Origin of the sequence: Paraburkholderia ultramafica (assembly GCF_902859915.1) — a bacterium.
In the GTDB taxonomy this organism is placed as follows: Bacteria; Pseudomonadota; Gammaproteobacteria; order Burkholderiales; family Burkholderiaceae; genus Paraburkholderia; species Paraburkholderia ultramafica.
Genome location: NZ_CADIKK010000027.1, coordinates 69,936 through 91,711, shown reverse-complemented (window position 1 = coordinate 91,711; position 21,776 = coordinate 69,936). Strand labels below are relative to the sequence as shown.

General features: G+C 64.2%; 17 protein-coding genes and 1 pseudogene. 8 read left to right on the top strand and 10 right to left on the bottom strand.

Annotated elements, in window-relative coordinates; genetic code table 11:
* The first annotated feature begins 413 nt into the window (after positions 1–413).
* Positions 414–1,964, top strand: a complete 1,551-nt coding sequence (gene murJ, locus HV744_RS25550) for a murein biosynthesis integral membrane protein MurJ (RefSeq protein ID WP_175152157.1) — start codon at positions 414–416, stop codon at positions 1,962–1,964.
* 5 nt (positions 1,965–1,969) lie between these two features.
* Positions 1,970–2,812: a SirB1 family protein gene (locus tag HV744_RS25545; RefSeq protein WP_175152181.1), complete on the top strand. Its 843-nt coding sequence runs from the start codon at positions 1,970–1,972 to the stop codon at positions 2,810–2,812.
* Between the two features lie 108 nt (positions 2,813–2,920).
* Here the strand turns inward: HV744_RS25545 and HV744_RS25540 are convergent, their stop codons facing one another.
* From HV744_RS25540 to lpxK, 5 genes are all read right to left on the bottom strand, one after another.
* Positions 2,921–3,679 (bottom strand): 3-hydroxyacyl-CoA dehydrogenase, encoded by a 759-nt coding sequence (locus tag HV744_RS25540; RefSeq protein WP_175152156.1) that lies wholly within the window; start codon positions 3,677–3,679, stop codon positions 2,921–2,923.
* 294 nt (positions 3,680–3,973) lie between these two features.
* The gene (gene adk / locus HV744_RS25535; protein ID WP_175152155.1) at positions 3,974–4,639 is read right to left on the bottom strand and encodes an adenylate kinase; all 666 of its coding nucleotides are present in this window, start codon (positions 4,637–4,639) and stop codon (positions 3,974–3,976) included.
* Between the two features lie 214 nt (positions 4,640–4,853).
* Entirely contained in the window at positions 4,854–5,654 is an 801-nt protein-coding gene (gene kdsB / locus HV744_RS25530) for a 3-deoxy-manno-octulosonate cytidylyltransferase (protein WP_175152154.1), read from the bottom strand.
* A gap of 162 nt (positions 5,655–5,816) precedes the next feature.
* Positions 5,817–6,020 carry a Trm112 family protein gene (locus HV744_RS25525; protein ID WP_007180583.1) on the bottom strand — a complete coding sequence of 68 codons (204 nt, stop codon included), beginning with the start codon at positions 6,018–6,020 and terminating at the stop codon, positions 5,817–5,819.
* Complete coding sequence (gene lpxK / locus HV744_RS25520) at positions 6,001–7,017, bottom strand: tetraacyldisaccharide 4'-kinase (RefSeq protein ID WP_175152153.1); 1,017 nt, start codon at positions 7,015–7,017, stop codon at positions 6,001–6,003. Before lpxK ends, HV744_RS25525 begins: the two co-directional genes overlap by 20 nt.
* 582 nt (positions 7,018–7,599) lie before the next feature.
* Between lpxK and xseA the strand changes: the two genes are divergently transcribed.
* The 4 genes from xseA to HV744_RS25500 all read left to right on the top strand — a co-directional run bounded on the left by xseA (position 7,600) and on the right by HV744_RS25500 (position 13,186).
* On the top strand, positions 7,600–8,979 hold the full coding sequence (gene xseA / locus HV744_RS25515) for an exodeoxyribonuclease VII large subunit (protein ID WP_175152152.1): 1,380 nt from the start codon (positions 7,600–7,602) through the stop codon (positions 8,977–8,979).
* A gap of 219 nt (positions 8,980–9,198) precedes the next feature.
* On the top strand, positions 9,199–9,777 hold the full coding sequence (sodB, locus tag HV744_RS25510) for a superoxide dismutase [Fe] (RefSeq protein WP_175152151.1): 579 nt from the start codon (positions 9,199–9,201) through the stop codon (positions 9,775–9,777).
* A gap of 760 nt (positions 9,778–10,537) precedes the next feature.
* A complete protein-coding gene (locus tag HV744_RS25505) occupies positions 10,538–11,089 on the top strand; it encodes a glycine zipper family protein (RefSeq protein ID WP_175152150.1) in 552 nt (183 codons plus the stop codon).
* Positions 11,090–11,386: 297 nt separating this feature from the next.
* Entirely contained in the window at positions 11,387–13,186 is a 1,800-nt protein-coding gene (locus HV744_RS25500; protein WP_175152149.1) for a PQQ-binding-like beta-propeller repeat protein, read from the top strand.
* Positions 13,187–13,492: 306 nt separating this feature from the next.
* On the opposite strand, the gene HV744_RS25495 is transcribed toward HV744_RS25500, so the two are convergent.
* On the bottom strand, positions 13,493–14,932 hold the full coding sequence (locus HV744_RS25495; protein WP_175152148.1) for an NYN domain-containing protein: 1,440 nt from the start codon (positions 14,930–14,932) through the stop codon (positions 13,493–13,495).
* A 372-nt stretch (positions 14,933–15,304) separates the two neighbouring features.
* On the bottom strand, positions 15,305–15,952 hold the full coding sequence (gene clpP / locus HV744_RS25490) for an ATP-dependent Clp endopeptidase proteolytic subunit ClpP (protein WP_175152147.1): 648 nt from the start codon (positions 15,950–15,952) through the stop codon (positions 15,305–15,307).
* Between the two features lie 261 nt (positions 15,953–16,213).
* On the opposite strand from clpP, the gene HV744_RS25485 reads away from it, so the two are divergent.
* Complete coding sequence (locus HV744_RS25485) at positions 16,214–17,200, top strand: sigma-70 family RNA polymerase sigma factor (protein WP_175152146.1); 987 nt, start codon at positions 16,214–16,216, stop codon at positions 17,198–17,200.
* On the opposite strand, the gene HV744_RS25480 is transcribed toward HV744_RS25485, so the two are convergent.
* The 3 genes and pseudogenes from HV744_RS25480 to HV744_RS25470 all read right to left on the bottom strand — a co-directional run bounded on the left by HV744_RS25480 (position 17,156) and on the right by HV744_RS25470 (position 21,250).
* Positions 17,156–18,430 carry an EAL domain-containing protein gene (locus HV744_RS25480; protein ID WP_175152180.1) on the bottom strand — a complete coding sequence of 425 codons (1,275 nt, stop codon included), beginning with the start codon at positions 18,428–18,430 and terminating at the stop codon, positions 17,156–17,158. The genes HV744_RS25485 and HV744_RS25480 overlap by 45 nt on opposite strands.
* A 239-nt stretch (positions 18,431–18,669) precedes the next feature.
* A pseudogene (locus HV744_RS25475) lies at positions 18,670–19,758 on the bottom strand (MFS transporter).
* 73 nt (positions 19,759–19,831) lie between these two features.
* A complete protein-coding gene (locus HV744_RS25470; RefSeq protein ID WP_175152145.1) occupies positions 19,832–21,250 on the bottom strand; it encodes an aminotransferase-like domain-containing protein in 1,419 nt (472 codons plus the stop codon).
* A 200-nt stretch (positions 21,251–21,450) separates the two neighbouring features.
* Here HV744_RS25470 and HV744_RS25465 point away from each other — a divergent pair, with 200 nt between their 5' ends.
* Positions 21,451–21,756 (top strand): DUF2917 domain-containing protein, encoded by a 306-nt coding sequence (locus HV744_RS25465; RefSeq protein WP_175152144.1) that lies wholly within the window; start codon positions 21,451–21,453, stop codon positions 21,754–21,756.
* Positions 21,757–21,776: the final 20 nt, after the last annotated feature.

The window sequence follows — 21,776 nt, the reverse complement described above, 5'->3', positions numbered from 1 at the left end:
CGACTGTTGCCAGGCGGCGTGGCGCCGACCTGAACCCCGTCCAAAAACTGAGCGAGCTTCGAAACCGATGATTATAGCAACAAAATCAGGCACGTGGCAACGGGAATGCACGAGCTAGCCGCGCGCGCCGGTCCGCGCGAAGGTCGGCGCCCTTGCGCGAGCGTTCAGCGGGTTCAGCGGGTTCAGTGGGTTCAGTGGGTTCAGTGGGTTCAGTGGGTTCAGTGGCGCGAGCGTGTCGGCGCGATACCGGAACCCGCGTTCCGGGCCACGTATCAGGAGCAGCAGCGCGCTGCGGCAGGCCGCAAAAAAATGCGCTGATCGGCCCATCGGCGCGAACGTCTGCGCAGCAAATCGGTCCGAATCGCGTTCCGGCTCGTCGTCCGCGCCTGCGGCACCCGTATAATAAGCGCCCCATGAATCTATTCCGAGCCCTGCTGACGGTCAGCGGCTTCACGCTGCTGTCACGCGTGACCGGACTGGCCCGCGAAACGTTGATCGCTCGTGCGTTCGGCGCCAGTCAATACACTGACGCGTTCTACGTCGCCTTCCGTATTCCGAACCTGCTGCGCCGCATTTCCGCCGAAGGCGCGTTTTCGCAGGCCTTTGTGCCAATCCTCGCCGAGTTCAAGAACAGCCAGGGCCACGACGCCACCAAAGCGCTGGTCGACGCGATGTCGACCGTGCTCGCGTGGGCGCTCGCGGTGCTGTCTGTGATCGGCGTGGTGGGCGCGTCCGGCGTGGTGTACATCGTCGCCTCGGGCCTTGCGCATGAAGGCCACGCGTACGAGCTCGCGGTCACGATGACGCGCATCATGTTCCCGTACATCATTTTCATCTCGCTGACGTCGCTGGCGTCCGGCGTGCTGAATACGTACAAGAACTTTTCGCTGCCCGCGTTCGCGCCGGTGCTGCTGAACGTGGCGTTCATCATCGCGGCGGTGTTCGTCGCGCCGCGTCTGCAAACGCCGGTCTATGCGCTCGCGTGGGCGGTGATCGCCGGCGGCATCTTGCAGTTCATCGTGCAGTTGCCGGGTCTGAAGAAGATCGACATGGTGCCGCGCATCGGCCTGAACCCGTTGCGCGCGCTCGCGCATCGCGGCGTGAAGCGGGTTCTGTCGAAGATGGTGCCGGCGATGTTCGCCGTGTCGGTCGCGCAGATCAGCCTGATCATCAACACGAATATTGCGTCGCGCATCGGCCCGGGCGCGGTGTCGTGGATCAACTACGCCGACCGGCTCATGGAGTTTCCGACCGCGCTGCTCGGCGTCGCGCTGGGCACGATCCTGCTGCCGAGCCTGTCGAAAGCGCACGTCGACGCCGATTCGCACGAATATTCGTCGCTGCTCGACTGGGGGCTGCGCGTCACGTTCCTGCTGGCCGCGCCGAGCGCGATCGCGCTGTTTTTCTTCGCGCAGCCGCTGACCGCCGTGCTATTCAATTACGGCAAGTTCGACGGCAACTCGGTCGTGATGGTCAGCCGTGCGCTGTCGGCGTACGGCGTAGGCCTGATCGGCCTGATTCTGATCAAGATTCTCGCGCCTGGCTTCTACGCGAAGCAGGACATCAAGACCCCGGTGAAGATCGGCATCGGCGTGTTGATCGTCACGCAGTTGAGCAACTACGTGTTCGTGCCGGTTTTCGCGCATGCGGGCCTGACGCTGAGCGTCGGGCTCGGTGCCTGTGTGAACGCGCTGCTGCTGTTTTTCGGTCTGCGCAAGCGTGGCATCTATATGCCGTCGAGCGGCTGGCTCAAATTCTTCGTGCAGTTGTTCGGCGCCTGTCTGGTGCTGGCCGGCGCGATGCGCTGGCTGGCCATCAGCTTCGACTGGATCGGCATGCATAGCCGGCCGGTCGACCGGATGGTGCTGCTGGGTGCGTGCCTCGTGCTGTTCGCCGCGCTATATTTCGGTATGCTTTGGCTGATGGGCTTCAAGTACGCGTATTTCAAAAGGCGAGTGAAGTGATCACGATGACGCGGGTTCTCGACTATTTCAGCACGCTCGTCGCCGAAGACGACAGCCTGCCGCTGACCGAGGCGGCGCTCTCGCTCGCGCAGGACGCTTACCCCGATCTCGATCTGCAAGGCACCCTGGCCGAGATCGACGAACTGGTGGTGCGCCTGCAGCGCCGCATGCCGGACGACGCCGACATCCGGCAGAAGGTCGGCATCCTGAACCGGTTCTTCTTTCGCGAGCTGGGTTTTGCCAGCAATCTCAACGACTATTACGATCCCGACAACAGTTATCTGAATGCGGTGTTGAAGAGGCGCCGCGGCATTCCGATTTCGCTTGCGGTGCTGTATCTGGAGATGGCCGAGCAGATCGGCGTTCCGGCGCGCGGCGTGTCGTTTCCAGGCCACTTCCTGCTGCGCGTGACGACCCCCGACGGCGACATGATGCTCGATCCGACCAGCGGCCATTCGCTGACCGAAGCGCAGATGGTCGACATGCTGGAGCCGTACGTGGCGTCGGCGGGCGAGTCGGTCAGCAGGGCGCTGCGCATGCTGCTGCAACCGGCCACGCGGCGCGAGATCATCGCCCGCATGCTGCGCAATCTGAAATCCACCTATCTTCAGACCGAGCGTTGGCAACGCTTGCTGGCGGTGCAGCAGCGTCTCGTGATCCTGCTGCCGGACAATATCGAAGAGGTGCGCGATCGCGGCTTCGCGTACGCGCGGCTCGATTACCTGCGTCCCGCGCTCGAAGACCTCGAAAGCTATCTTGGCGACCGGCCGGATGCCGAGGACGCGACGGTGGTGGAGTCGCAGCTGAATGAGTTGCGTCAACGCACCCAGCAAGACGATCGCGGCTAGCCGCCCCGCGCCTTCGAACCGCGTAAAACAGAACGCCTGCACATGATTCATGTGCAGGCGTTTTTTTTCGTATGTGCGCGCCGCGTCGAGCGGCACGTGGAGGCGCCGTTACTTCGGCTGCATGCGGATTGCGCCGTCCAGACGAATCACTTCGCCGTTGAGCATCGGATTGTCGAAGATCTGCTTGGCCAGCATCGCGTATTCCGCCGGTTTGCCCAGGCGCGGCGGGAACGGCACCATCGCGCCGAGGGCGTCCTGCACTTCCTGCGGCATGCCGAGCAGCATCGGCGTTTCGAAGATGCCCGGGGCGATCGTCATCACGCGGATCGCGTTGCGCGACAGGTCGCGTGCGATCGGCAGCGTCATGCCGACCACGCCGCCCTTCGATGCCGCGTAGGCCGCCTGCCCGATCTGACCGTCATACGCGGCCACCGATGCCGTATTGATGATCACGCCGCGCTCGCCAAGCGCATTCGGTTCGTTCTTCGACATCGCCGCGGCCGCGAGCCGGATCATGTTGAAGGTGCCGATCAGATTGATCGAGATGGTGCGCGCGAACGAATCGAGCGGATGCGGGCCGTCCTTGCCGACCGTTTTGATAGCCGGCGCGACGCCTGCGCAATTGACGAGGCCGCGCAGCGTGCCGAGCTTCGTCGCGGCTTCGACGGCTTGGGTCGCGTCGTCTTCGCGGCTCACGTCGCATTTGACGAAGACGCCGCCGAGTTCCTTGGCGAGCGCTTCACCGGCATCCTGATTAAGATCGGCGAGCACCACCTTGCCGCCGTTCTCGACGAGCAGGCGCGCGGTGGCGGCGCCAAGACCCGATGCACCGCCGGTGATCAGGAACACATTGTCACGAATCTCCATGTCTACTCCTTTGCTACGGTTGTCCAGTCGTGTCTCGATCGAATATTTTTTCGATGATCGATTGTAACGGCTATGCTGCAATGCGGAAAGAAAAGCCGGGCAGCACGCGCGATCCGCGTGCCGCAGGGCAAGCAAACCGCGCAAGCAAACCGATACGGATCTCTAATTAATTGACGCCGGACACGGCGGCTAAGGGAAAGCGGGAGAGGGCGGCCGGTCCCACTCCGTGTGTCCCAATAAAAAACCCGCCGGTAAGGGCGGGTCTTCGTAAAACAGAAGCAGTCGGTGGCGAGCTTACTTCAACGCGTCGAACGCGCGAGCCCGAATATCATCGACGCTGCCGAGGCCCGAAATCCGGCGGTATTGCGGCGCCTTCAGTGCGGTCGACGGATCGCCGTTCTTCGCCCAGCCGTTGTAGTACTCGATCAGCGGCTTGGTTTGCGCCTCATACACGTCCAGACGCTTCTTGACCGTTTCTTCCTTGTCGTCGTCGCGCTGGATCAGCGGCTCGCCGGTCACGTCGTCCACGCCTTCGATCTTCGGCGGATTGAACTTGACGTGATACGTGCGGCCCGAAGCGGCGTGTGAGCGGCGGCCGCTCATACGCACGATGATCTCGTCGAACGGCACGTCGATCTCCAGCACGTAGTCGATCGCGACGCCAGCCTGCTTCATCGCTTCAGCTTGCGGAATGGTGCGCGGGAAACCGTCGAACAGATAACCGCTCGCGCAGTCCGGCTGCTGCAGACGTTCCTTCACCAGGTTGATGATCAGCTCGTCCGTGACCAGTTCGCCGGCGTCCATGAAGCGCTTGGCTTCGAGGCCGAGCGGCGTGCCTGCCTTGACGGCTGCACGCAGCATGTCACCGGTGGAAATTTGCGGAATGCCGAACTTTTCCTTGATGAAGTTTGCCTGAGTGCCCTTGCCCGCGCCGGGTGCACCCAAAAGGATCAAACGCATGTGATATCTCCAGATCTATGTGAATTCTTTGATGAGGTCGCAGCCATCCCACGATTGGTCGAGGGACCCGCATCGGCTGCCGTTGCGGGTCTCGCGCTGCACGTCGAAACACGACGGCGCTGCAAGACGGCAATGGTGCGACGGGGCAAACCCTGGGGTTCGCTGGTGACGGGAGGCGCGCACAACCGTCCGATTATGCCATGGGTTTTTATGCTCAAGACCCGAATAGAGCCTGCACGCGCGCGAGATCGGCGGGCGTGTCGACGCCGGGCAGCGGCACGTCCGGCGTGACGAGCACCGCGATGCGCTCGCCGTGCCACATCGCGCGCAACTGTTCGAGCGCTTCGACCTGTTCGATCGGCGAGATCGCGAGACCAGGGTAAGTGCGCAGGAATTGCGCGCGATACGCGTACAGCCCGATATGCCGATGGACCACCGCGGGCGCCGGCGGCGCCGGCATCGACGCGACATTGGGCCAGTGCGGCTGCCAGGCGTCGCGGGCCCACGGAATCGGCGCGCGCGAGAAGTACAGCGCAACGCCGCGTGCGTCGAGCACGACCTTGACGACGTTCGGATTGAAAATTTCAGCGGGATCGGTGATCGGGTGCGCGGCGGTCGCGATCGCGCAGCCGCTACTCGCCGCGAGGTGCGACGCGACGCCGCACACCAGCGCCGGATCGATCAGCGGCTCGTCGCCCTGCACATTGACGACGATCGTGTCGTCGCTCCAGCCGAACTGCGCCGCCACTTCCGCGAGACGGTCCGTGCCCGACGGATGATCGGCGCGTGTCAGCACGGCTTCGAAGCCGTGGTCGCGCGCCGCGTCGAGCACCGCTTGCGCATCCGACGCGACCAGCACCTGCTGCGCGCCCGACTCGCGCGCGCGTTCGGCGACCCGCACCACCATCGGTTTGCCGCCAATGTCGGCGAGCGGCTTGTTGGGCAGACGCGTCGAGGCGAGTCGGGCCGGCACGACGGCGATAAACGGGGGAGTGGTGGGATTGGCGTGGGTCATCAGAAAGATGCGCGGGAAGATGAGCGAAAAGACGGACCGCGATAAAACCGGAGGAAGCGGCTGCGCATGCCGCGCGGGCGCAAACGGGCAAGACTGCAACGGATGCGGAGCAACGACGCGGGGCGTGGCGCACGGCGGCTGCCCCGCGCGGACAAACCTGACTCAGGCGACCGAGCCCGGATTCAGGTCGACCGGCGTGCCTTCCACGGTCTGCCGCGCTTCGTCGACCAGCATCACGGGAATGCCGTCGCGGATCGGATAGGCGAGCTTGTCCGCGTTGCAGATCAGCTCCTGCGCGGCACGGTCGTAGCTGAGCGGGCCCTTGCAGATCGGGCAGACGAGAATTTCAAGCAGGCGAGCGTCCACGGACTTTCTCCACAACTAATGCAATGAGGCGATGATCGAGCGCGGCTTCGACCGGGACAACCCAGATGCGCGCATCGTGCCAGGACCCTAATTTTACCGCATCCTTTTCCGTTATCAGGATCGCATCGGCGTCCACGTCGGTAAAAGGATTGCGCTCGAACGCGTAGTGATCGGGCAGCGCGCGGGTGGCGGGCGTGAGGCCGGCAGCGCGCAGCGTGGCGAAAAAACGCTCCGGCGCGCCGATGCCGGCCGCGGCCAGCACCCGCTCGCCGCTGAATTGCGCGAGCGGCCGGCGCAGCGCCGGATTGTCCAGATGCCACGCGTCGGCGGGGGCGAGTTGCAGCGCGAATGTGTTCGGCCACGCGGGCAGGGTGCGCGCGTACGGATCGTTGATCAGCGTCGCGTCGCGGCGGCGCGACAGCGGCTCGCGCAGCGGGCCGGCCGGCAGCAGGAAGCCATTACCGCCGAGCCGGTGGTCGAACACGACCAGTTCGGCGTCGCGTGCGAGGCGGTAATGCTGCAAGCCGTCGTCGCTGACGATCACATCGACGTCTCGATGCGCGGCGCACAGCGCCTGCGCGGCGGCCACGCGGTCCGGACAGACCCATACCGGCGCGCCGGTGCGGCGCGCGATCAGCAACGGCTCGTCGCCGCCGACTCGCGCCGTCGACGCGGATGTGACCGGCGTCGGCGTCTTCACGCGTGCGCCGTAGCCACGCGACACCACGCCGGGTTGGAAGCCCGCGGCGCGCAACGCTTCGACCAGCGCGATCACGGTCGGCGTCTTGCCGGTGCCGCCCACGGTCACGTTGCCGACCACCACCACCGGCACACCGACGCGCACGGATTTCAACCAGCCAAGCGAGAAGGCGGCGCGGCGCGCGGCGGTAATTGCGCCGAACACGCACGCGAACGGCGTCAGCGCCCACGCGAACGGACCGTACTGTTGCCACTCGCGCGCAACGCGTGCTTCGAGACGGTCGTTGAGTTTGCTCATGGACAAGTCGCGCGGCCGAGCCGCGTGCCGTTCACCGTCAAGGGGCGGCACGGCGGCGTGGAGGCGCCATGCGCAATACGCGGGGTCTGCATCAACGCGGTTCTCCGGACAATCGAAAGTGAAGCGAAAAATCAGGCTGCGGCGGCGCCCGGCGCTTTCGCGCAATGTACCGCGCAGTGTGCAGTATTGGCGTGCTTCGCCGGGCGTTCGGCATGCCGTGGAACCCGCCACTCTAGCGCGCGGGCGTCCCGCCCGGCAAGTCGCGCGGCGCGCGCCATGCAACGAGTCGCGGCGTCGGGCGATACCTGGCGCCTGTGGATAACTCTGTGGAGAACCTCCCGCCCAACCGGTGGAGAGGGCCGTTCCGAGCCATCCGGATCGGTAACGGTTCCCGTTATTGACATATAAACGCCATATAAATCAACGGCCTGCTTCGAATACGTGGACCTTGGCGGGTGGTCTGGCGGAATTCGTCTGGCCGGTCCCGCCATGTGGACACTTTTAACAATTCGACGACCACGCTGGACGCCGATGGCCACTCGGTCTATCGTCTGTCCGGCCAGTCACAGATACTCCCCTCGCATGAATCCCGAAAGTCCCTTTTTTTCGTCGGCGATGCCCGGCGGTGAGGTCGTCGTTCCCGTTTCCGCGCTCAATCGCGCGATCGGCACGATGCTCGAACGCTCTTTTCCGCTCGTCTGGGTGGCCGGCGAAGTGTCCAACTTCACGCGCGCGGCGAGCGGCCACTGGTATTTCTCGATCAAGGACGCGCAGGCGCAAATGCGTTGCGTGATGTTTCGCGGGCGGGCGCAATATGCCGAATTCACCCCGCGCGAAGGCGACCGCATCGAAGTGCGCGCGCTCGTCACGATGTACGAGCCGCGCGGCGAGCTGCAACTGAACGTCGAAGCGGTGCGCCGCACCGGCCAGGGGCGTCTGTACGAAGCGTTTCTCAAGCTGAAGGCGCAGCTCGAAGCCGAGGGTCTCTTTGCCGCCGAGCGCAAGCGCGCGCTGCCGCTTCATCCGCGCGCGATCGGCATCGTCACGTCGTTGCAGGCCGCGGCGCTGCGTGACGTGCTGACCACGCTGTCGCGTCGCGCGCCGCACATTCCGGTGATCGTCTATCCGGCGCCGGTGCAGGGCGTGGGCGTCAGCAGCAGGCTCGCGGCGATGGTCGAGGCGGCCAGCGCGCGGCGCGAAGTCGACGTGCTGATCGTGTGCCGCGGCGGCGGCTCGATCGAAGACCTGTGGGCATTCAACGAGGAAGTGCTGGCGCGCGCGATTGCGGAAAGCGCGATTCCGGTGGTGAGCGGCGTCGGTCACGAAACCGATTTCACGATCGCCGACTTCGCCGCCGACGTGCGCGCGCCGACCCCGACCGGCGCCGCCGAACTCGTCAGTCCGCAGCGCGTGCTGCTGCTGCGCGAACTCGATCATCGGCACGCGACGCTCGCACGCGGCTTCGGGCGCATGATGGAGCGGCGCGCGCAGCAACTCGACTGGCTCGCACGCAGGCTGGTGTCGCCGGCCGAGCGTCTCACGCGGCAACGCACGCATCTGCAGCAATTGAGCGCGCGGCTCGCGTCGGCGGGCGCGCGGCCGGTGCGTGATGCGCGAGCGCGGTTTTCGCTGCTGCAGATGCGCTGGCAGCGCTGGCGTCCGGATCTCGCCGCCCATCAGACGAAGCTCGGCAATCTCGCGCAACGTCTGGACGCGGCATTGTTGCGCCAGCATGAACGTCAGGTTGCACGCATCGATACGCTTGCCGCACGGCTCGAAGTCCTGAGTCCGCAGCGTACGCTGGAGCGGGGTTATGCGGCCATGATCGATGTACAGAGCGGCCGTGCGGTGCGCGCACCGTCGTCGTTGAAACCGGGGCGGCGCCTGACGGTGCATCTCGCCGAAGGCTCGGCCGACATCGCGCTGGCCGATGTGCAAGCGCGTCTCACCGACGGTTTCTGACACTTCGCCGACGGTCATGGCAGCCATCCGCGTGACTGTCGGATGAGGCGGGCACACGGCATGCGGAGGCACTGACTACGCTATGTGCGCGGCATGTTTTCCGATGCCGGGCATAAAGTCCGTTGGTTTGCGGGGTTATTCCAACTCGCCTACAATCGAGTGCTCAAAAGCGTTATCCGCAGACTCCCCCACAACAGATACAGACAGAAGGAAAGCACCATGGAACATACGCTCCCGCCGCTGCCGTTCGCGAAAAACGCGCTCGCTCCGCACATGTCGGAAGAGACGCTCGAGTTTCACTACGGCAAGCATCACCAGACCTATGTCACCAACCTGAACAATCTGATCAAGGGCACCGAGTTCGAGAACCTGTCGCTGGAAGAGATCGTCAAGAAGGCAACGGGCGGCCTGTTCAACAACGCGGCTCAAGTGTGGAACCACACGTTCTTCTGGAACAGCCTGTCGCCGCAAGGTGGCGGTGCGCCGACCGGCGCACTGGCTGCCGCCATCAACGCCAAGTGGGGTTCGTTCGACAAGTTCAAGGAAGAATTCGCAAAGACCGCAGTCGGCACGTTCGGCTCGGGCTGGGCGTGGCTGGTGAAGAAGGCTGACGGTTCGCTCGACCTGGTGTCGACGAGCAACGCCGCTACGCCGCTGACCACGGATGCCAAAGCACTGCTGACGATCGACGTGTGGGAACACGCGTACTACATCGACTATCGCAATGCGCGTCCGAAGTTCGTCGAAGCGTACTGGAACCTCGTCAACTGGGAATTCGCAGCGAAGAACTTCGCGTGAGATTGCTGGTTGCCGCGTGACGGGATGGTTTGCATCGCCCAATCAGACCTGGGCGACTCGAACCCGGCATAGTGTTTGGCAACCGTTTGGCAACGGTAGTGAAAAACAAAAGCCCTCCTGTGTGAGGGCTTTTGTTGTTTCGGGCTCGGGACTATTGGCCAGGCCATGCGCGTTCAACAGATGCCGGGCCGATTTCAGACGCGAGCTTGTCACAGTTGGTAACCACGGCGCTGTGAGTCGACGTGCGCCACGTGGACCGTTCCAGCTCTAGCCGATCTACGTGCGCGCGGATCAAGGCTGCATCGATGCTCCACCGCCCGTATCGGAATCGGTCGATATCTGTCGATGCCGATGGCCTCGGCCGCCACCGGTGTGCGAGGCGACGCAGGCCACGCCCACAGCGAAAACTAGCCGGTTCATTGAGTTATCCTTCATTTCATGGACATAGGTCGACGTCGGCACGGTACAAGTGCGCGTATCGTCGAGCAGCCGCGCGTCGTCGGGAGCGAGTCCCGCGGCGAGCAGCTTGCGCGATAATCTTTGAAGTCAGTTTAGGCGTCCCAACGCGAAATTTGATTGCCGACCCGCATGCAAGCGTTACCTGATATAACGCCCGCAACAGCGGGTGCCGTGCGAGGCGCGTTCGCGGTTCACACGGCCATGGCGCGCAGTTCGGCGAAAAACTTTCTGTAACGATCCGGTAACCATGGATCACACTAATTGGCCTAACGTTTGAATTCCAATGTTCTGAAGCACTAGCATGATTTCCAGCACTAAATCGATAAGCATTGCGATACCTGCCGCCATTGTTGTGCTCGCGCTCGGCGGCTGTGTGGTGGCGCCGCCAAGCGCCCCGAGTGTGGTTGCGCTGCCGCACCACGGCGAATCACTCGACCAGTTCCAGCAGAACGACTATGTGTGCCGCGACTACGCGAACCGTTCCACCAACCAGTCCGGGGCAGCGCAGGCGGCCACCAACAATAGCGTGAACAGCGCGGCGCTGGGCACGCTCGGCGGCGCGGCAATCGGCGCGCTGTTCGGTGCGGCGGCCGGCAATGCCGGCGCGGGCGCGGCGATCGGCGCCGGCAGCGGGCTGCTGATCGGCGGCGCAAACGGCGCGAATGGCGCGCAATATTCCGCCGCCGGCTTGCAGGCGCACTACGACGCCGCCTACGCCCAGTGCATGACCTCGAAGGGCGACACGATCGCCCAACCGCGGCCTTACTATGTCGCGCCGCAGCCTTACTATGCGCCGCCGCCGGGGTACGTTGCGCCTCCGCCGGTCATGTATGCGCCTTATCCGTACTACTGAGCCGGATTAATGCGCGGACCGGATCGGCATATTTTGCCTTGCTGAAACGAAGCGTTTCCAACGGTGACCGTGCAAAGCGGTCGCTGTAAAGGTTCTGTTATCTCTGGCGGATAGACACGAAACGATGGCGGCAATTCCGCCGGCAAAGGGCGTAGGTTTGGTCGGATGGCGACATCCGACCAGTTGTTTGGTGGTCCTGCGTAGTCAGCGACATCCCGTTCATCCCTGCCGGCACACGACGTTTTTGCCTCCGCCACTCGACGCGCGGAGCGGGCCGGGCACCCCGCTGAGGCGAATATGCGCAGACCGCAAACCGACACGTCTGATCTGAGTGTAGGGACGCGAGTGTGCGCGTGGCTGGCGATTATCTTGCTCGTTTCTTTTTTTGTTTCGTGTGGCGGTGGTGGCGGCTCATCCGGGACAGCGTCGGGTTCAGCGGCCGGTAGTGGCGCCAGCGGCGCGAGTGGTGCAAGTGGCGCAAGCGGCACCAGCGGCGGCACAGGGTCGTCGACGGGAACGGGGAGCGGCAGTGCTGGCGGTAGCGGATCGAACGGGTCGGGCGGCGGCACGTCCACGCCTACGGCAACCGGCGCCTACGCCACCGACGTGTTGATGCATCACAACGATCTGGCCCGCACCGGCCAGATGCTCGCCGAAACGACCCTCACACCCGCCAACGTCAATTCCTCCAGCTTCGGCAAAGTCGCGTTCCTGCCCGCGGACGGCAAGGTCGACGGACAGCCGCTCTTCGTCACCAGTCTGTCGATTGGCGGCACGTCGCACGACGTGGTGTACGTTGTTACCGAACACGATAGCGTCTATGCCTATGACGCCGCCACCTTCGCGCAATTGTGGAAAGTCTCGCTGACCGGCAGCGGCGAAACCCCCAGCGACGACCGCAGTTGCCAGGACATCACGCCGGAAATCGGCATTACTTCGACGCCGGTGATCGACCGCAGTCGCGGGGCGAACGGCGTGCTCTATGCGGTGGCGATGACTAAAGACAGCGGCGGTGGCTACCATCATCGTCTGCATGCGCTCGATCTCGCGACCGGCGCCGAGGTGCTCGGCGGACCGACGGAGATCGGCGCGACGTATCCGGGCGGCGGCGCGGGCAGCGTCAATGGCGTGATCACGTTCAACCCGGCGCTGCACTCGGAGCGCGCGGCACTGACGCTGGTTGCCGGCAACATCTACATGGGCTGGACCGCGCACTGCATGTCGGGCGCGTATACCGGCTGGCTGATGGCGTATAGCGCCGACACGCTGCAGCAGACCGGCGTGCTCAACATCGCGCCGAACGGCAGCCAGGGGTCGGTCTGGATGGCCGGTTCGGGGATGGCATCGGACGGTACATCGCTGTACGTCGTCGATGGCAACGGCACGTTCGGCACGACGCTAAACGCGCAGGGCTTTCCGGTCGACGGCGATTTCGGCAACTCGCTGATGAAGCTGTCGTTAGGCAATTTGCAGGTCACCGATTACTTCGCGATGGATAACGTCGTGGCCGAGGCGAATGCCGACGACGATTTCGGCTCCGGCGGCGTGATGTTGTTGCCCGATCAGACGACTGCGAGCGGCGTGGTCAAACACCTGGCGGTGGCGGCCGGCAAGGACAACCACATCTATGTGGTCGATCGCGACTCGATGGGCAAATTCAGTCCGACGGCCAACAACATCTGGCAGGAACTGATCGGTACGCTGGCGGGCGGCATCTGGGGATCGCCGGCTTACTACGGAGGCGTGGTTTATTACGGCGGTTTGAACGACAACCTGAAGGCGTTGCCGGTCTCGGGTGCATCGCTCGCCACCACCGCTGCGTCGAAGAGTGCGACTACGTTTGCCTATCCCGGCGCGACGCCGGCCGTATCGGCCAACGGTGCGACCAATGCAATCGTGTGGGCCGCGGAGAACGGCACGACCGGCGCGTTGCACGCGTATGATGCCGGCAATCTCGCACGCGAGTTGTACAACAGCAATCAGGCGGGGACGCGCGATCAATGGGGCGCGGGCAACAAGTTCATCACGCCGATGATCGCGCGCGGAAAGGTTTATGTGGGCGCGACGAATGGGGTGGCGGTGTTTGGGTTGCGGTGAGGGTTTGGGTGACGCCAGCTACGGTTGCAGTTGAAGCGGAAGTCAGTGCGTTAGCGGCTGAGCCAGCCGGAGAAGCCGAAGGATTTGTGGTTGTTTTCCACTCGGTAATAGGCTTCGAACTCCGTGCATCTGGCGACGCGCTCTCGGTTTCTCAGCGCGATTGGCGCGCAGTGGACCCGCGATAAAAAGCCCCTGCTCGTGATGATGAACCGGGGCTTTGTGTTAAATGCGCGAGGTGTTCCGTCGCACCCATATTGCTACGGTCCGCGCTGAGCAAATCAGCACGAATCACGCAACGTGAGCGGCTCACTCCACGTCGCTAGTCGTCGCTGTCTTACGCGGACGACGGCTACGCGGCGCGCCTTTACGCGCTGCCTTGCTGGCCGCGACAGGCGCTTCTTCACCTTCGACAGCCGGCGCATGTGCTGGTGCTTCAGCCGGCGCGGCGATCTCCGGTACGTCATCGATCGTTCGCGGCTTGCTCTTCTTTGCTTTCTTCGCGGCCGTCTTGCGCGGTGCGCGCGTCTTGGGACGTTCGGGCTGATTGCCGTCCGCTTCGATGGCGTGTTCGTTGCCTACAGCGACCGGCTCAGCGACAGCATGCTCCGGTGCGACCCAAGTAGCTTCCGGCTGTTCGACAATCGGCTCGCTGGCTGACGGCACTTGCTCATGCAGCTCGTCCTCCTGGGCCTGCACGTTGCCTGCGTGCTCGACCGCGGCTCGCTCTTCGAGAACGGCTTCCTGCTGGCCACGGCCCGCCTTGCGATTGCCGCGTCCTCTGCGACGCGACTCATGCTTGCCACCCGGTTCGGCAACGGCAACTACCGTTTCGGCAATCTGCGCCTCATACAGCTGTTCAGCCGATTCGGATTCCGCAGGCTCATTCACGTTTTCGACAGCCACGTTCGCCGCCGTGCTGCGGTACACATACGCACCTGACTTCTCGTCGCGGCCGAACTCGAGCAGCCCGCGCGCATGCGCTTCTTCCAGCAGATTGCCGAACGCGCGAAAACCGTAGTACGTCTCGTTGAAATCCGGTTTGCGGCGCTTGATCGCGTTCTTCAGCACGGATGCCCAGATCTTGCCGCTGTCGCCGCGTTCGGACGCGAGCGCATCGAACGTTTGCACCGCAATCTCGACTGCCTTGGTGCGGCGTTTTTCCAGATCTTCCTTGGGACGGGTCTTGTCTTCGTCGGGCGCGCGCTTGGCCGCCTGCTGGGTGTTCTGTTGCGGGCGCGCCGACTCGCGTTTGCTAACCGCACGCTGACTTTCGCGCACGAGGTCGTCGTAAAAGAAGAATTCGTCGCAGTTCGCGATCAGCAGATCGGACGTGGATTGCTGCACGCCCACGCCGATCACCTGCTTGGCATTCTCGCGCAGCTTCGATACCAGCGGTGAAAAGTCCGAGTCGCCGCTGATGATGACGAACGTGTTGACGTGCGATTTCGTGTAGCAGAGGTCGAGCGCGTCGACCACGAGCCGGATGTCGGCGGAATTCTTGCCCGATTGGCGCACGTGCGGAATTTCGATCAACTCGAAATTGGCCTCATGCATCGCGCCTTTGAAGCTCTTGTAGCGGTCCCAGTCGCAATACGCTTTCTTCACGACAATGCTGCCCTTGAGCAGCAGGCGTTCGAGCACCAGCTTGATATCGAACTTGTCGTACTTCGCGTCGCGCACGCCGAGCGCGACGTTTTCGAAGTCGCAGAATAGCGCCATGCTGACGGTTTCGTTGGATGACGCCATGTATATCTCCATTGAAGCGATCGTCGAATTCGACGAATCGCGACCATGATAGCGATTCCAGCGAAGGTGAGCAGCTTTTGTGTTCCGGCCGCACCGACGGGGGCGACAAAAGCCGTCGGCGGCGTGAGTGGTCAAGGTGGGCGTTGAGCCCTGTTTTTATTGCTTAAACGGCGTGCGGTGCTTGAGTGACTCGAGCGGAGCGGGTTTGAACGGATCATCGGGTTCGCCTGCGTTGCATTGGAGTGACTCGCTCGACCGCTCGGCCCGGCTTCCGACGGAGCGCCAGTCATTGCGGTGGAAATGCGAGAGCGCGCTGCACGCGAGTCTCGCAGCTCGATGTGTTCAAACCGCAAGAATCGCAGGTTAGCGCCGCTACATGTCATGGTGGCGCATCATGCCGCCCAGCGCCGCGCGCGTTTCCAGCACGTCGTCGATCAAGCCATACCCCTTGGCCTCGGGTGCCGACATGAAGTTGTCGCGATCGGTGTCGCGCGCAATTTCCTCGACGCTGCGTCCGGTGCGCTCGGCCGTCATTGCATTCAGGCGTGCTCGCAGATACAGCACCTCCTTTGCCTGAATCTCGACGTCCGCCGCCGTACCCTGGCTGCCGCCGGACGGCTGGTGAATCATGATGCGCGCGTTCGGCAACGCATACCGCTTGCCGCGTTGACCCGCGCACAGCAGGAACGTCCCCATGCTCGCGGCAAAGCCGGTGCACAACGTCGATACCTCCGGCTTGATGAACTGCATGGTGTCGTAAATCGCGAGGCCGTCGTACACCGAGCCGCCCGGCGAGTTGATATAAAAAGAAATATCCTTGTCGGGGTTCTCGGATTCCAGAAACAGCAGCTGCGCGACAATCAGACTGGCTGACTGCTCGTTGACCGGCCCGACCAGAAACACGATGCGCTCGCGCAGCAGGCGGGAGTAAATGTCGTAGGCGCGCTCGCCGCGGCCGGACTGTTCGATCACGGTAGGCACGAGACCGAGACCGGTGATGGATGGATAGGCTGAGTGCATAGGTGTCTCGTCATTGACGGCGCGGCACGGATACCCGATAGCCACGGCCGATTCAAAAACCGTACGCACCATGCGCCGGTTGTTGCTCTTTTGACGAAGCAGCGCACGGCCGCGTGACAGGAATATTTTTGCGTCCCGCTGTCACATCGCCGAGCGCTCGGGCGTCAAGCTGAAAGGATGCCGACTACGGCGAGCGCCTGGACAATTCCGCAGGCAGGCAAGGCGCGCTTTTTTCACCACGCACGATCTGGAGGTCTACATATGACAGAACAGGGAATCGACAAGGCATCCAGTTTCGAGGCCGTGCGCGCCCGCCTGCTCGCGCTGGCATACCGGATGCTTGGCAGCCGCGCCGAAGCGGAAGACGTGGTGCAGGACGTCTGGCTCAAATGGCATCTGGCCGATACGCAAGCGGTACAAACGCCGGCCGCCTGGCTCACCACGATCACCACGCGCACGGCGATCGACCGATTGCGGCACGTGCAGCGTGAACGCGCGTCGCAGGCCGCGGGCTGGCTGCCGGAGCCGTGGCTCGACGAGGTGGCGCCGTCGGCGGAGGAACTGGCGTTGCGCGCGGCGGAGATGTCCTACGGGGTGATGCTGCTGCTCGAACGCCTGAAGCCGGACGAACGCGCGGCGTTCGTGCTGCACGAAGCCTTCGATTGCGACTACGCGGAGATCGCAAGAATTCTCGAGCGCACGCCGGCGGCTTGCCGGCAGATCGTCCACCGGGCCAAGGCGCGGCTGCAGCGAGCGGGTGCGCCGCTGGAGCGGCCCGATCCCGCCGCGCATGCGCGAATCGTCGAGCGCTTGCGCACCGCGCTGGAGGCGCAAGATCGAACCGGTCTGTTGCGGCTCTTCAGCGACGCGCCTGAAGTCGTCAGCGACGCGCCCGTGTGTGCGCCGGTGTGCGCACGCGAACCGGCAGCGGCAGGGTGGGTGGACACGGTGACGTCGCTGGCGCAGCAGGCGAGCAGCGCCGAAGTGGTGTCGATCGAGGGGAACATGTGCGTCGCCTTGTTCCTGGAAGGCGACGTCGTCGGGGTGCTCGACGTGTGGACACACGGTGTGACCGATGGCTCGACGAAAATCATCTCGTTGCGCATCGTGACCAGCGCGGCGCGTCTGCATGCCGCCAACCGCGTGCTGGGCCGTGCGGCGGTCGCGGAACTGCTGGAGCGGATCCAGCAGCGCCCCGCGCCTTCAATTGCGATGCGCCGCGACTTCCCAGTTGATGTCCACGCATAGCACCTGCGTGCCGTGCGGCGTATGCGCGGCGATCGAGGCGGTCACGCACAGGTGCGCTTCGTTGATCGACAGATAAGGCGGCGTGAGATGCACCTGGCCGGGCACGCGCATCGCCTGGATAAAGTACGGCCGGCGTTCCCAACTCGCGCCTTCCGAATGTAGCAGCGGCCGGAAACGCTTCGCACGTTGCGACGTGCGTCCAGGCGGCAGCACGTTGTCGCCGATCTGCCGGCCAGAACCGTCGAGCACGAAGCAGCGCGCCGTTTCGCCGAGCATGAGCAGCGGCGTGGTGGCCTGGGCGATCGACTCGCCGGCAACCAGTTGAGCGGCAGCCATCTCCAGCGCCGTAGCGTACGGAGCGAGCCGCGCGGATTGCGCACGTTCGCGCGCGGTGACCCGTTCGCGCAGCGCCGCGGAGAGCGAGTCCATCCGGCTGGCCGCCGCTTGCGGCTTGACCGGCTCGACGCTGGGGCCCGCGAAGAACGCGCCCTGCATGAAGTCCACGTTGCATTCGAGCGCGATCAGCGCGTCGCGCTCGGTGCTCAGGCCGCCCATCAGCACCAGTTGCCCCGACTCGTGCAGCAGCGAGACGAGGCCCGGCAGCACGCGTTCGATATGCGAGTGTTCGCTGGCTTGCGCGAGAATGCAGCGGTCGAGCGTGACGATATCCGGGCGCAGATGCCACACGCGGTCAATGTTCGAATGCTTTGCGCCGAAGCCGTCGAGCGCGATCAGGAAGCCGGATTTGCGCAGCGCGTCGATGATTTCGGCGAAGCGCGTGGTTTCGCCGCCTGCCTGCTCGGACACTTCGAGCACCACGCGTTGCGGCGGCAGGCCGAGCGCCTTGAGACCGGCAAGCAGCGCATCGCCGTAGCTGGTGTCCATCAGCGCGGCCGGGTGCAGGCTCAGGAAGAGCCACTCGTCGTGGCTGTCGAACGCGTTGAAGTTGCCAAGATGCAGCGATTCGGCCAACCGGCCGAGTTCCAGCAGGTCGCCGCGCCGCGCGGCCTGGGTGAAAACCTCGTGCGACGGCACTTGCAGCGCATGTTCGTCGTGGGCGCGCAGCGACGCGTGGTAGCCGATCGCGCGTCGGTGCGAGACCGAGAAAACGGGCTGAAACACGCTGAAAACGGTGTAGCCGCCGTACAGAACGGTGCGCCGGGAGCCTTCGTCGCCGGCCATCGGGCGCGGCGGCTGGAAGCCGGGAGGATCGAGTTCGATCATGCTCATCATGTCAGTCGTGTGGAGGTGGCCGCGCGCCTGGATGCTCGATACGAATGCGCACGCTCAAAACGAGAGTTTATAGGATAGGCGAGCAAGAACTATGCGCGTGCGCAAACACAGCGTGCGCGTGGAGCAGCCACGCTCTGATACGACGATTGTGCGCCAGCCTGGACGCGAAGGCGATGATTCGCACTTCGCTGGTGCGGCCCGCGCTCCGTTGCGGGTCGGTGGCGGGGTCAGGCGAGTCAGGTCCGCTCGGACGGATCGGTCTTTTTCGCCGGCGTGCGGATGTCCGGCGACAGCTGCGCGAAGATCCACGACGAGCACGCGGTGATGATGCCGACACACAGGAACGTCGCATGAAACGCGGGTAGCGAGTTGATCGCGGTCACCTATTGCAACAGGCCGGTGAAGGTCACGAGCAGCGCGCCCGCCACGGTCATGCCGAGACTCATCGACAGCATCTGGACCAGCGAAAACAGGCTGTTGCCGCTGCTCGCGCCGCCGGTGCCCAGGTCCTTGAGCGTCAACGTGTTCATCGCGGTGAACTGCATCGAGTTGACGGCGCCGAACAGCGCCAGTTGCACGAGCCGCAGCCACAGCGGCTGACTCGTGCTGGTGAGCGCGAAACTCGCCATGGTCAAGCCGACCAGCACCGTGTTGACGATCAACACGCTTCGGTAGCTGTACTTGACGATCAGCTTCGTCACGAGGCGTTTGGACGCCATCCCCGCAGCTGCCACCGGCAGCATCATCAGGCCGGCTTCGAATGCGCTATAGCCGAGACTGACCTGCAATAGCAGAGGGATCAGGTACGGCATCGAGCCGCTGCCGATCCGCGCGAACAGATTGCCAGGCAGGCCGACGCTGAACGTGTGGATCTTGAAGAGGTCGAGCGGGAAGATTGGCGCGGGTGCGCGCACCGCGTGCAAACCGTAGGCGACGAAGCAGGCGAGGCTCAAGATGAGCAGCACCAGCACAGTCGCGTGCTGAATGCCGAACTCGGTGCGGCCGTCGAGCGCGAACGAAATCGCCACCATGCCGACGATCAGCAGCAGGTAGCCTTTCATGTCGAACTTGCCGGTGCGTTCGTTGCGGCTATCCGGCATGAAGATGAACGTGGCGATGCAGCCCACGATACCCACCGGCATGCGCAGCGGCAACTCGCCGAGGCTCGTCGCCATCGCGGGGAGCGCGGTGCTGACGATGGTCGAGTCGAGCGTCTGCATGAAGAAGCCAGTGGCGACCAGCCACAGCATCACGGTGAGGGAGCGGGCCGAAGGGCCCGCGGGGGCGTTGACAGCGGAGTCGGGCGGAGTCGGCGTCGTGGACATGGGGGGCGGCTGGGCGCGCGGGGACGGGCTGGGACTCGACAACCCCCTCAAGCATGCAGCTCAAGCCACCGTCTCAAACATCCCCCGGCAACGCCGCCGCCGCGTGAAAAAACGCCTGCGCCCGCGGCTCATTGCCGAAGGCCACGTGAATCCGGATCCACGGGCTCACTTCCATGTTCGGCCGGAAGTAGCTGCCTGGCGCCACCGTCACGCCCAGCGGCGCACCGCACGCCACCAGCCGTTCGGCGTTGGCGACATGCGGCACGCGCGCCCACACGAACTTGCCGCCCACAGGCTTTTCGAAAATCTCCCAGCCCGCGTCTTCGAGCGTCTGGATCGTCGAGCCGAGCGCGTCGCGCATCCGGCGGCGCAGGCGTTCCAGATACTTGCGGTATGCGCCGCGCTCCAGCAGCGACACCGCGACCGCTTCGGCAAAGCGCGAGCCGCCGATGCTCGTCAGCATCTTGATGTCGACCAGATCCTTGATGATCGCGTGGCTCGCCACCACGCAGCCGATCCGCAGCGACGACGACAGCGTCTTCGACAGACCGCCTATGTAGATCACGTGTTCGAGCTGGTCGAGGGTGGCGAGGCGGTCGGTGAGCTCGGTTTGCAAGTCGGCGTAGATGTCGTCTTCGATGATCGAGAAGCCGTGCTCGCGCGCCAGTTGCAGAAGCCGGAACGCCACCTGCGGCGCGACCGTGGTGCCGGTCGGATTGTGGAACACCGTGTTGATGAACAGCAGCTTGGGCCGGTGCGACTTGAGCTGCGTCTGCATCACGTCGAGGTCGGGGCCGTTGCGGGTGCGCGGAATGCCGACCAGCTTCACGCCGTGCAGCTTCAGCAGGCCGTACAGATTGTAGTAACCGGGGTCTTCGACAAAGATCGTGTCGCCGGCCTTGAGCATGTAGCGCATCAGCAGATCGAACGCCTGGCTTGCGCCGTTGGTGATCAGGATCTGCGACGCGTCCGCCTGAATCCCCAGCTGGCCGATCCGGCCTTGCAGATGCTCGCGCAAGCTCAGGTTGCCGAGCGGTGTAGCGTAATCGACCATGCTCGCCGGGTCGGTGCGCGACACGTGGCGGATCGCCTGCGCGATGCTGTCCAGGTCGCGCCAGCTTTCCGGGATGAAGCCGCTGCCGAGTTTGAGCGTTTCGCCGGGGTGGTTGAACTGCTGCAGCAGATGTCCCGATTCGTCCTCGGCGCGGCGCGGGTCCGACGTGCCCTGGCAACGCGTGACCGCCGGCTGACGATCGGCGACATAGAAGCCCGAGCCGTGGCGCGAATCGACATAGCCGAGCGACACCAGCCGGTCATAAGCCTCGATTACCGGAAAGCGGCTCACGCCGAAGTCGGCGGCGAACTGGCGGATCGACGGCAGCTTCGAGCCGGGGTGCGCGGTGCGCGAGCGGATCCACGCGGTGACGCCCGCGACGATCTGCTCGGTGAGCGGCACGCCGTTGTCGCGATCGAGTTGGATGTCGAGTTTCATGCGGATGCTTCCTTCGCCAGATGACGTGCCGCCGAGTGCGGCCGAGCACAAGGCCCGTACTCGCGACGCATCAGTTACGCCAACTGTCCGGTTTTTCGACTGAACAGTTCCGATGAAAGTGTTCGGAACTGTGCATGGGTCTCCGATCATCGCACGTCAATAATCGGTCCAACAGAAAAGTTCTTTGAAGGAGAACGGCAATGCGTGAAGTCCGGATTTTCGAATTGGAACATGGCGAGCCCGCGGCGGCCTGGCGTGTCGCGCGCGCGTCGAGCTTCAAGGTGATCTCGGGCGAGATCTGGCTGACCATCGAAGGCGACAGCAAGGATCATTGGCTCGCCACCGGCGAGTCGATCGAGCTGCCGCGCCGGGCGGTCGCGTGGATCAGCGCGGGGCAGGCCGGGGCGCGCTTTTCGCTGGCGAGCGGCTCCGAGCGCGGGGCGCCGAAGCCGATGCCTGGGTGGCCGGTGTTGAACCGGTTGCCGCGCTGGCTCGGTGTGGCGTGAAGAAGTCTTGATTAGTGGTC

Bases quoted from the DNA above. Each gene is read 5' to 3' on its own strand.
- murJ (WP_175152157.1), top strand. From the start codon at position 414: ATGAATCTATTCCGAGCCCTGCTGACGGTCAGCGGCTTCACGCTGCTG.
- HV744_RS25545 (WP_175152181.1), top strand. From the start codon at position 1,970: ATGACGCGGGTTCTCGACTATTTCAGCACGCTCGTCGCCGAAGACGAC.
- HV744_RS25540 (WP_175152156.1), bottom strand. From the start codon at position 3,679: ATGGAGATTCGTGACAATGTGTTCCTGATCACCGGCGGTGCATCGGGT.
- adk (WP_175152155.1), bottom strand. From the start codon at position 4,639: ATGCGTTTGATCCTTTTGGGTGCACCCGGCGCGGGCAAGGGCACTCAG.
- kdsB (WP_175152154.1), bottom strand. From the start codon at position 5,654: ATGACCCACGCCAATCCCACCACTCCCCCGTTTATCGCCGTCGTGCCG.
- lpxK (WP_175152153.1), bottom strand. From the start codon at position 7,017: ATGAGCAAACTCAACGACCGTCTCGAAGCACGCGTTGCGCGCGAGTGG.
- xseA (WP_175152152.1), top strand. From the start codon at position 7,600: ATGAATCCCGAAAGTCCCTTTTTTTCGTCGGCGATGCCCGGCGGTGAG.
- sodB (WP_175152151.1), top strand. From the start codon at position 9,199: ATGGAACATACGCTCCCGCCGCTGCCGTTCGCGAAAAACGCGCTCGCT.
- HV744_RS25505 (WP_175152150.1), top strand. From the start codon at position 10,538: ATGATTTCCAGCACTAAATCGATAAGCATTGCGATACCTGCCGCCATT.
- HV744_RS25500 (WP_175152149.1), top strand. From the start codon at position 11,387: ATGCGCAGACCGCAAACCGACACGTCTGATCTGAGTGTAGGGACGCGA.
- HV744_RS25495 (WP_175152148.1), bottom strand. From the start codon at position 14,932: ATGGCGTCATCCAACGAAACCGTCAGCATGGCGCTATTCTGCGACTTC.
- clpP (WP_175152147.1), bottom strand. From the start codon at position 15,952: ATGCACTCAGCCTATCCATCCATCACCGGTCTCGGTCTCGTGCCTACC.
- HV744_RS25485 (WP_175152146.1), top strand. From the start codon at position 16,214: ATGACAGAACAGGGAATCGACAAGGCATCCAGTTTCGAGGCCGTGCGC.
- HV744_RS25480 (WP_175152180.1), bottom strand. From the start codon at position 18,430: ATGAGCATGATCGAACTCGATCCTCCCGGCTTCCAGCCGCCGCGCCCG.
- HV744_RS25470 (WP_175152145.1), bottom strand. From the start codon at position 21,250: ATGAAACTCGACATCCAACTCGATCGCGACAACGGCGTGCCGCTCACC.
- HV744_RS25465 (WP_175152144.1), top strand. From the start codon at position 21,451: ATGCGTGAAGTCCGGATTTTCGAATTGGAACATGGCGAGCCCGCGGCG.